Source organism: Peribacillus sp. NPDC096540 (genome assembly GCF_050278525.1).
Taxonomy (GTDB): domain Bacteria; phylum Bacillota; class Bacilli; order Bacillales; family DSM-1321; genus Peribacillus.
On sequence record NZ_JBNNTG010000071.1, the window covers coordinates 1 to 10,189 of the forward strand.

A 10,189-nucleotide genomic window follows, 5' to 3' on the forward strand; every position below is an offset into this window, starting at 1 on the left:
GGGGGCTAAAGAAAATGGCCCCGGTACAATACCGGGACCACTTATTAGCCGCTTAGGCACTTTTTTATACTGTCCGTAAAATGGGGCACAGTTCATGTGAGAAGGGCTTTTTCCTTACAATGTAAAGCCAGAAGGTGAGTATCCTTGGAAAGTCAGGGTTTATAATAAAACAACAAGATTCTAATGGATGAATCGTTTCTTGAATACCGTTCATCCACTGGTCTCGTATTCATTGTCCCCTATACCCCAATTTTGAAGAAACTCGATTGCCGGTTTCCATCACATTTTTAATGAGAAAATCAAGTCTGTCTTCTGTCAAGTTAAAGCTGACAAAACCAATACTCACCGCCCCATGCACTTCTCCAAAATGGTCTAAGACCGGAACAGCTACAGAAGATGTTCCCTCTGTTCTTTCACTGTGACTGATTCCATGTCCCTTCATTTTAGTCTCCTTCAATATATCCCAAAAAGCTGCTCTTTCTTGAACTGGCAGAAGAGCATCTACGATTTTTTTCGCTTGATTATATGGCATATAGGCGAGCATCACCTTATTAGCAGCTCCAATATGCATAGGGACTCTTGAGCCAAGCTGGTCATAAACACGGATTTGGCTTTTTTCACTGTCGATTCGTTCGATAATGAGTGACTCCATTCCTACTGGCTGGCTGAGATAGACGCTTTCCTCCACTTTGTTCATAAGCCTTTCTAGTTCAGGCCTTATTTGACTGATATAATCCATTTTGTCATACATATGCAAACCATACTCGAGCCAAATATTCCCTAAACCATATTGCTTAGATTGTTCATCCTGTTGAATTAATCCATGCTTGGACATTGCTTTTAACAAACGATGCATGGAACTGACAGGAAGATCACATTCTTGAGAAAGTTCCGTAATTGACAGCCAGTTTTCCGATGAATTGGAAACTAGCACTTTTATAACGTTCATGGCACGGTCAATCGATTGCATAAACATACCACCTATCTTTCATTACATGTTACAAAATGAAAATTTATTTGAATATTTGAAACATATTGACATTATACCATAATTAATTTTATAATTTAAGAAAAATTCCTATTAGCGAAAATGTTTTCCGTTATGCGGAAAAAGGGGGAGAGGTAGTGACATATTGTTCGTCTATGTACAAACCATTGGAACGTGTCATTGTAAAACATCCGACCGATGCTTTTATTAGTCAAGAGCATTTAAGCCAGGCATGGCGGAAGTTCAACTTTGCGGAAGAGCCAGATTTTAAAGAAGCCCTAACAGAATATGGTGACTTTATTTCAATTATGGAGAAATATGTTCCAAACATCGATTATTTGCCAGCATCTTCGGAAGTCGGCATTGACTCCTTATATGCGCATGACCCGATCAAATTCACAAGCGAAGGAGCCATTATTTTAAAGTCCGGGAAAGAAATGAGGCAGCCTGAAGCTAATGTATACAAGGAATTTTGTAAGGAAAAAAACATCCCGATTATTGGGTATTTAACGGGTGATGCGGTCGCGGATGGCGGTGATATCGTTTGGCTTGATGATAAGACACTTGTTGTCGGACATGGTTATCGTACAAACGCTGAAGCCATTCGGCAATTAAAAGAAATGACGGCTCATCTAGTGGATGAATTCATCGTAGTTCAGCTTCCACATGATCAAGGCGAGGCCGAGTGTCTCCATCTTATGTCTTTCATCAGCATGGTCGACCATGATTTAGCAGTAGTTCATTCTCGCCTTATGCCAGTCTTTTTCAGAAAACTGCTTATTGAACGAGGCATTCAGCTTATCGAAGTGCCGGATGATGAGTACTTGAACTTAGGCTGCAATGTGCTTGCATTAGCTCCGCGGGTTTGTGTAATGTCTTTTGGTAACGCTTACACAAAGCAAAAGCTTCTTGATGCCGGAGCAAAAGTATATGAATATAAAGGAACTGAAATCAGTTACAAAGGCACTGGCGGTCCAACCTGTTTAACCTGCCCGGTGGTACGTACAAATAAAAAATGATGGGAGATTAAATTTTGTATAAACATATAATTGTAAAAACACTAGGAAAAAGTTATGTAAATGGATTAACAACATCCGACCTTGGCACGCAGAACAGCACGCTGATTACGTTGAAGCTTTGATGTGGGGTCTATCCAAATTTTGCACAATACAAGAAAAATACGGTTTTAGCTGAAGACGAATACTCAGCAAACTGCATCCTCGTAAATGACTATGTGATTATTCCAAAGGGATATGAAGAGACGACACGTCAATTGAATGAAGCTGGATATAAAACGATTGATCTGGATATCTCGGAGTTTCAAAAGCAGGAGGGTGGATTGAGCTGCTAGTCACTGTGATTTTAAAATCAGAAAATTCATACTCTTTTTCTAATATTTTATGAAAATCGGAAGGGGATTTCAATGGGGCAATTACTATGGGGTTCTCCAGAAAAACTTCGTGCTTTGTTATGTGAACTTGTTAGCTGGGAAAGTCGTACTCTCACAGAAGGAGAGCGCACTTTTCCTTATAAAGTTCAAGAAAAATTAAGAGAACTTGATTATTTTAAAAGGAATCCTGAGTGCTTATCGCTTCACGAAGCTGATTTAGGGAGAAATTTTGTCAATGCCTTTTATAAACATCCTGAGGCAAAGGAGACAGTTGTATTAATTAGCCATTTTGATACGGTTCATACTGAAGAATACGGTGATCTTGAAACTCTTGCTTTTCAACCGGAGGAGCTCACGAAAAAATTTCATGAACGGAAAGATGATCTACCGGAAGAAGCACGCATAGACCTTGAATCGGGAAAGTACCTGTTTGGTAGAGGAACGATGGATATGAAAATGGGGCTTGCCCTTCACATGGCTATCATCGAAAAAGCAAGCATTGAACAATGGCCGATCAATCTCCTGCTGTTAACGGTTCCTGATGAGGAAGTGAATTCTGCGGGAATGAGGGCTGCAGTTAAAGAACTTGTGACTTTACGTGATAAATATGACCTTTCCTATAAAATGTTTTTTAATAGTGAACCATCATTTTCACAGAAACCAGGCGATGATAGACATTATATTTATTCTGGATCGTTAGGGAAAATCATGCCGGCTGCTCTTTTTTATGGGAAAGAAACTCACGTAGGGGAGCCACTAAAGGGAATAACTGCTAACTATATAGCCTCTTTCCTTACGCAGCTCATGGAGTGGAACACTCTTTTTCAGGAAAGTGATCTTGGAGAGGAAACACCTTTACCCGTATCGCTTCAGCAAAAAGATCTGAAACTACAATATTCAACACAGACGCCTTATCGAGCAGCCGCACTTTATAATGTTTTCATTATGAAAAGAAGCGCTGCAGAAATTATGGATTTATTCGAGCAGGTTGCAAAGGAAGCAGCGATAAAATGCAATGATTCATATAAAGCTCTTTGTCGGCGTGAACAAATTGAAGGTGTAGGTGAAGTACAAGTATTACGCTATGAAAAGTTACTTTCTTATGCCGAGGGGAAATTTGGCGGGAATTTTGTGGAGCAAATAAAGAGTGAAGTTAAAGGAAACATGGATTTGGATGAACGGGATAAATCACTGCGAATAGCTGATAAACTGATGATTCAATGTCAAGAGCTTGCACCTGCCATTGTATTGATGTTTGCGCCGCCATATTATCCTGCCGTCAATACGTCCGATGATCCGCTTATCATTGATTCTGTGAAATTAATAAAGAAAACTGCCCGCTTGTTTAATGAAGAAGTAAGCCAAATTCATTATTTTAATGGTCTTTGCGATTTAAGCTATGTTCAATATAGTGATGAGGCTGATGGCTGGACGGCTTTTGAAAAGAATACGCCAGTTTGGGGCGATACTTACAGCATTCCTTTCGCTGATATGCTTCAACTTCAAGCACCCGTACTCAATGTAGGACCGTTTGGCAAAGATGCACATCAGCGTACAGAACGCCTTCACATCGATAGTGCCTTTGTCCATACTCCTGCTATGATAGAGAGTTTGATAAAGAGTATGTTTAAGAGTTTGGTAGAGAAGCGATAGAGACACTCTATCGTTTCTGCAAGGCTAGTGGTGCCGAAAATCCAATAACTAAAAAACTACTTGTACAGTTTGGAGCACAAGTGCACTAAGGTACGGAAGGTTCAAGTGGTTTAACTGTCCCTATTTTAAAAAAGTTAAGTTAACTATATTAGGAGGAATATATATGTTTAAACATGCGATTGTACGAAAGATTGGTAAAAGTTTTGTAAATGGCTTAACAACATCGGATTTAGGAAACCCGGATTATGAAAAAGCGCTTGTACAACACGAGGCTTATATAGAAGCATTAAAACGCTGCGGTGTGAAAGTGACCGTTCTCGAATCGGATGAAACATACTCTGATTCTACGTTTGTAGAAGATACAGCTGTGTTGACGCCAAAATGTGCCCTTGTAACGAATCCTGGTGCAGAAAGCCGAAATGGTGAGATTATTGAAATGAAAGAAGTTTTAAAAGACTTTTATGACACAATTGAGTATATTCAATCCCCAGGTATGTTAGATGGCGGAGATGTTATGCAGGCAGAAGATCGCTTCTATGTTGGACTTTCTTCAAGAACAAATGAAGCAGGTGCTCGACAGTTCAAAGATATTATGGGTAAGTATGGTTATGATACCACAATCATTCCTCTTAAGAAATTCTTTCATTTAAAAACGGGTGTGAATTATCTAGGAGACAATAATTTATTAGTGGCCGGAGAATTCATCAATCATGAAGCTTTTTCTAGCTATAATCAAATTGTTGTAACAGAGGACGAAGAATATTCGGGTAACTGCGTCCGAATGAACGACTACATTATTGTCCCGAAAGGATTTGAGGGAACAAAGAAAAAGATTGAAGATATTGGATACACTGTGATTGAAGTGGAGATGACAGAATTCCAAAAACAAGATGGCGGTCTTAGTTGTCTCTCATTAAGATTCTAAGTTGTTAGGAAGAAGGTGGACTAATAGCAAAGAAAAGGACGTGATAATATGGGGAATGGTTTGGAAAACAATGAGCAACTGCAACGCTCGATGAAAAGACGTCATTTATTTATGCTTTCGCTTGGTGGCGTTATTGGGACAGGCCTATTTTTAAATGCAGGCTATACAATTAATCAAGCAGGGGCCGGAGGGGCTCTGGTGGGTTATTTAGCAGGTGGTCTTATTTTGTATATGGTAATGGTCTGTCTAGGCGAGCTAGCCGTTCATATGCCGGTTACAGGTTCATTCCAAAAATATGCTGCTACATATATTGGACCTTCCGCTGGTTTTTCGCTCGGATGGATGTATTTCGTCGGTTCAGCTGCAACTGCAGGAGTTGAGTTTACAGCAGCGGGAATATTGATGAAACACTGGTTCCCTCATGTTCCTATCTGGATTTGGTGTGCTGTGTTCATTGTACTTTTATTTACATTGAATGCGTTAACGACAAGAGGTTTTGCAGAGGCGGAATATTGGTTCGCTGGAATAAAAATCGTTGCGGTAATCTTGTTTATCTTAATTGGAATCGCTGGCATCTTTGGCTTTGTCTCCTTATCTGATCGTCCGACCCCATTCTTTGAGAATCTAGCTCCTTCTGGACTTTTCCCAGCAGGTGGTATTGCAATTGTCTTTGTGACAATGATGAATGTAATTTTTTCTTATCAAGGCTCAGAACTAATAGGGATTGCAGCAGGGGAAAGTGAAAATCCTGAAGAGAACATACCTAGAGCTATCCGAAATGTAATTTTTAGAATCATTGTATTCTACATTGCGTCCATAATAATTCTTTCAGCAATATTCCCTTCTTCTGAATTAGGTTTATTAGAGAGTCCTTTTGTAACTTTAATGAAGATTGCAGGGGTCCCTTATGCAGCAGGTATCATGAATTTTATTATTTTGACAGCTATTCTTTCTGTTGGAAATTCATGTCTTTATGCATCTTCACGTTTACTTTGGTCGATGGCACATGATGGAATGGCACCTAAGATATTTGGTATTTTGTCTAAGAGAAAGGTTCCGTTGAATGCTCTTCTTTTTACAATGTCTTTTTCACTTTTATCGTTATTGACCAGCTTTATTGCTGCCGATACTGTGTTTGTATTACTTATGTCAATCGCAGGTATTTCCGTCACGATTTCATGGATGGGAATTGCTTTATCGCAATATATGTTTCGAAGGAAGTTTTTAAAAGCGGGTGGGAAAGCGGAAGAATTACAATACAAAGTGCCATTTTATCCATTTGTCCCATTGTTTTGTTTAGGATTTTGCTTTTTGATTCTAGTATTCCTTGCTTTTGATTCTACTCAAAGAGTTGGATTATTTTATGGGATAGGATTTTTAATCGCCTGTATATTATTCTATAAATTTAAACTGGCTAAGAAAGTAGAGTCAACAATAAATGTTGATAGCAGTAATGAAAAAATAATGTAGTTTAGAATCTACAGGGAATTATCTCCTTGGATTACTAGATTAGTATAAATTTCGATTTTTATCTAAAATGTAAAAAGGACTGATTTTTTGAACTGTACCCCAATTGTTAGACACCTAGCAATTGGAGGTGCTATTTTTTATGACAAAATATTCATTAGAGTTGAAATTAAAAGCTGTCCTTGCTTATTTAGAAGGAGTTGACTCATTTAGAACTGTCGCCAATCAATTTAATACCAAATTGAGTCCTTTTTCATATGGAAATGGAAATTACTTTACACATTCAAATCTAGATCATCAAGTACCGTTCTCGTTTTTTAAACCCAAGCACATTGGCTGAATAAAAAGTTATATGAGAAACATCGCAACTATTGTAGTGACTACTAAACCAATGGTTACAGGCAGCAAATTTCGGCGCGCAAGTTCGAAGGGACTAACATTACATATTGCAGCGGCAGGGATGAGGGCCCATGGAATCAAGGTGCCTCCGCCAACCCAAATTGCTGTTATTTGTCCAAGAGCGGTCAAGGTAGCTGTACCACTTCCGATTGCTGTACCGAACAATTTGGCAACCGATCCTGCTAAAGAAATACCTGAAAATCCCGATCCATCGAGGCCAGTGATGGCACCAATGCCCGTTAATGTGACGGCGGCTATTTCTTTCGTTAAAGGTACGGAGGCCGCTAATGCGGCACCGAGATCATTGACAATGCCGAGAGACGTTTTTGGTAAATAGTCACCGATGATTTTAGTGAAACCAGAATCGCCTAAATAGAAGAATGCTGCAATTGGAATGACGGGTCCGAAAACTTTGAAGCCAAATTGAAATCCCTGAATCAAATAGCTCGTTGATTTTTCAAGTCCTTGTTGTTTATGTGCGGCAAGAGATAAAATCAGCAAAATGAAAACGGCTGTACCACCAACTAACGCAGTAGCATCCCCACCTTGCAACTTCAAAATCGAAAGGGCTACAACATCTAGCAGAAAGGCAACCGGAATGAATATTGCAAAAAACTTCTTTTGTCCCATAGTGAGCAGATTTTCACTAAATGTTTGATCCTGGACGATTTCTTCATTTTCTGAAGACTTGATACGTCCAAGCTTCATATCCCGCTTCAAAAAGATAAAGGCAGAAAAAGTTGTAACTACCCCCATCGTAATGACTAGAGGAATGCTCGCCGCAATGACATCACCGACCGGAATAGCAGCTGCATCAGCAGTAAGTTTAGGTGCAGCTTGAATGATGAAATCCCCTGATAATGCTATTCCATGACCAAAAAGGTTCATCGCCATCGCTACACCGAGAGCAGGTAAACCAGCTCGTAATGCAACGGGGAGCAGAACCGCCCCAAGTAAGGCAACAGCCGGTGATGGCCAGAAAAACCAGGATATAATCATCATGACGATTCCGATTATCCAAAAGGCAAGTGTGGGATTTTTAATGAATTTAGTAAATGGAGCGATCATGACATCATTAATTCCAGACTTTGTTAAAACCGTGCTCATGGCAACTATGATTGAAATAATTAAAATCGTGGACATTAATTCTGTGATTGCGAAAATGAAGCTGTTAAATATACCGCTAATGGATGAAGCTAAACTGCCTGTAGCAACTAATGCTAATAGGAAGATTCCAACTATACAAATGAGGGTAGTATCACGACGCTTTACCATAAACCCGATTATCAATGCGATAAATACAACATAAATCCAATGGAGTGCTGTTAATTCCATCTCCATGATCCGTCCCCCTCATAAATATGCCTAGTTACAGATTATGAGGGGTGACCGGGGAGGTGAGTTGTTTAATAAATTTAAAGGCTTATCTTCTTTATTTTCAACAATACTTCAAGTATCCTTAATTGGAATGGCCACTACTGTAAATGAGGGATAAGTCGTGAAGCAAATATATAGTGATATTATACAATTTCGAGGTACACATTATGAGTTTGGATACATGCAAGGTGAGGAATTAAAAGATTCACTAACGGTTAAAAATCGTGAAGATCAGTGGAAGATTAGGCAGCCACGGTTTACGGTTGAAGAAGAAGAGGTCAAGAAAGCGATTACACAATTCGCCCCTGGAGTGTGGGAAGAATTACTGGGGTTGCAAGAAGCGATTAAGTGGCCAATTGAACGCGTGCTGCAAGAGTTTGGAGGCTACCGATTGGATTATGTTCGGTCGGGATGCTCAATAATGACAGGTGAGAATTATTTCATTCGTAATTATGATTACCACCCTAAGACATATGAGGGACGCTATGTCCTATTCCAACCAACTGATCAAGGCTATGCTAGCATTGGTCCAAGTCAACGTGGGACTGGACGGATGGATGGCATGAATGAAAAAGGGTTAGTGATTGGATATAACTTTATGAATAGAAAGAATCCAGGAGATGGATTCATTTGTTGTATGATTGGCAGATTGATTGTAGAATCTTGTGCAAATGTGGGGGAAGCTGTCGCCATGTTGAAGGAAATCCCACATCGGCATTCATTTACATACGTTGTCTACGATAAAAGTGGTGATACCTATATCGTAGAAACCTCTCCGAGAAATGTGGAAGTCCGCACAGCAAATGCCTGCACAAATCACTTTGAAATCATGAAACATGAAAATCGTAACCACCTTATAGATTCTAAACGCCGATTGAAAATTATACAAGATCATGAAGGGAAACTTTCATCTGCCTACGATGCTTATAGACTGTTTAATGATACCAACCAAGGTGTCTTCTCAGATTTATATAGCAGCTGGGCGGGAACGATTCATACATCCGCTTATTTACCTAAGGACATGAAAGCTTGGATTGCCTTGGGAGGGAACCAGGAACCCACTTCAATAGATTTTGCGAAATGGCTCGAAGGAGAAGATGTTGAGTTAGAACGAATCAGAGGTGTAATTGATACGGATATTCCATTCGTGCATATGGATGAGGGAGCGAATTGGTTTCGGAATTGATTAATCAAGATTGTCATTAAGTTACTGTTAAGCATGTTGAAAAAGTAAAGTCTTTAACAGGCCCAATCCTTGGATTGGGCTATTGTTGTTTTAATCTTAGGCAAACGAATCCTGGGTACTATTTATTAGTGGATATGCCAGTAATATAATATGATAGAGTAACAGATTTTGGATTAGTAACAAGAGGCTGGAAGTTTGAATGTGTGTCGTTTGGGAGTGATGTCGTACTTATACAATGAATAAGGGGATGAGCAAATGTTTTCTACAACTCTGGGATGGTTTCGGTTTATTACAATAATTGAGGGAATCTCATATGTTCTATTACTGGCTATTGGTATGCCCATTAAGTACATTTTGGATATTGGAGAAGCAACACTCATTTTAGGCAGCATTCATGGTTTCCTATTTTTCGTGTTCGGCCTTTTACTACTTTATGTGAGCATTAAATCAAAATGGTCTTTTTTTAAAATGGCGATGATATTCATCGTTTCTTTTATCCCATTTGGTAATTTTGTTATTGATCGAAAACTATTGAAGCAAAGCTAAATGATAAAGAAACATTCAATTTATATCAAAACAAATGACTTTCTTTAAAAAAGTTCATCTGAAAAAATAAGGTAATAAATCGTCTTCTATACATATAGAAGACGCAGAATGTAGACAAACTCGATGAAAATCGAGTTTGTCTACATTTTTTTTGAGGGTTTTGAAAATTCGAACGTTGATTTCCACTCCAGGCACTCGCTTTCCGCGGGCGGTCCGGGAGCCTCCTCGGCGCCTTTGCGCCTGTGGGGTCTCCCTTGG

General features: G+C 39.3%; 9 protein-coding genes. 7 read left to right on the forward strand and 2 right to left on the reverse strand.

Annotated features, from left to right (window positions below):
* Positions 1–229: 229 nt before the first annotated feature.
* A complete protein-coding gene (locus ACQKMR_RS27535) occupies positions 230–970 on the reverse strand; it encodes an IclR family transcriptional regulator (RefSeq protein WP_427700109.1) in 741 nt (246 codons plus the stop codon).
* 173 nt (positions 971–1,143) lie between these two features.
* Here ACQKMR_RS27535 and ACQKMR_RS27540 point away from each other — a divergent pair, with 173 nt between their 5' ends.
* The 5 genes from ACQKMR_RS27540 (at position 1,144) to ACQKMR_RS27560 (ending at position 6,763) form a co-directional block, all read left to right on the forward strand.
* On the forward strand, positions 1,144–2,007 hold the full coding sequence (locus ACQKMR_RS27540; protein WP_427700117.1) for a dimethylarginine dimethylaminohydrolase family protein: 864 nt from the start codon (positions 1,144–1,146) through the stop codon (positions 2,005–2,007).
* A gap of 404 nt (positions 2,008–2,411) precedes the next feature.
* Complete coding sequence (locus tag ACQKMR_RS27545; protein ID WP_427700110.1) at positions 2,412–4,031, forward strand: M20/M25/M40 family metallo-hydrolase; 1,620 nt, start codon at positions 2,412–2,414, stop codon at positions 4,029–4,031.
* A 163-nt stretch (positions 4,032–4,194) separates the two neighbouring features.
* Complete coding sequence (locus tag ACQKMR_RS27550; protein ID WP_427700111.1) at positions 4,195–4,956, forward strand: dimethylarginine dimethylaminohydrolase family protein; 762 nt, start codon at positions 4,195–4,197, stop codon at positions 4,954–4,956.
* A 48-nt stretch (positions 4,957–5,004) separates the two neighbouring features.
* A complete protein-coding gene (locus tag ACQKMR_RS27555) occupies positions 5,005–6,426 on the forward strand; it encodes an amino acid permease (RefSeq protein ID WP_427700112.1) in 1,422 nt (473 codons plus the stop codon).
* A gap of 139 nt (positions 6,427–6,565) precedes the next feature.
* Positions 6,566–6,763, forward strand: coding sequence for a hypothetical protein (locus ACQKMR_RS27560; RefSeq protein ID WP_427700113.1), 198 nt, complete (start codon positions 6,566–6,568; stop codon positions 6,761–6,763).
* A gap of 8 nt (positions 6,764–6,771) precedes the next feature.
* Here ACQKMR_RS27560 and ACQKMR_RS27565 read toward each other — a convergent pair whose 3' ends face one another.
* Positions 6,772–8,163, reverse strand: a complete 1,392-nt coding sequence (locus ACQKMR_RS27565) for a hypothetical protein (RefSeq protein ID WP_427700114.1) — start codon at positions 8,161–8,163, stop codon at positions 6,772–6,774.
* 157 nt (positions 8,164–8,320) lie between these two features.
* Between ACQKMR_RS27565 and ACQKMR_RS27570 the strand changes: the two genes are divergently transcribed.
* Together ACQKMR_RS27570 and ACQKMR_RS27575 are read left to right on the forward strand one after the other, a co-directional pair.
* Entirely contained in the window at positions 8,321–9,385 is a 1,065-nt protein-coding gene (locus ACQKMR_RS27570) for a C45 family autoproteolytic acyltransferase/hydolase (RefSeq protein WP_427700115.1), read from the forward strand.
* A gap of 255 nt (positions 9,386–9,640) precedes the next feature.
* A complete protein-coding gene (locus ACQKMR_RS27575) occupies positions 9,641–9,931 on the forward strand; it encodes a DUF3817 domain-containing protein (protein ID WP_427700116.1) in 291 nt (96 codons plus the stop codon).
* The last annotated feature ends 258 nt before the right edge of the window (positions 9,932–10,189 follow it).

Coding starts and splice junctions, on each gene's coding strand:
- ACQKMR_RS27535 (WP_427700109.1), bottom strand. CDS start 970: ATGCAATCGATTGACCGTGCCATGAACGTTATAAAAGTGCTAGTTTCC.
- ACQKMR_RS27540 (WP_427700117.1), top strand. CDS start 1,144: ATGTACAAACCATTGGAACGTGTCATTGTAAAACATCCGACCGATGCT.
- ACQKMR_RS27545 (WP_427700110.1), top strand. CDS start 2,412: ATGGGGCAATTACTATGGGGTTCTCCAGAAAAACTTCGTGCTTTGTTA.
- ACQKMR_RS27550 (WP_427700111.1), top strand. CDS start 4,195: ATGTTTAAACATGCGATTGTACGAAAGATTGGTAAAAGTTTTGTAAAT.
- ACQKMR_RS27555 (WP_427700112.1), top strand. CDS start 5,005: ATGGGGAATGGTTTGGAAAACAATGAGCAACTGCAACGCTCGATGAAA.
- ACQKMR_RS27560 (WP_427700113.1), top strand. CDS start 6,566: ATGACAAAATATTCATTAGAGTTGAAATTAAAAGCTGTCCTTGCTTAT.
- ACQKMR_RS27565 (WP_427700114.1), bottom strand. CDS start 8,163: ATGGAGATGGAATTAACAGCACTCCATTGGATTTATGTTGTATTTATC.
- ACQKMR_RS27575 (WP_427700116.1), top strand. CDS start 9,641: ATGTTTTCTACAACTCTGGGATGGTTTCGGTTTATTACAATAATTGAG.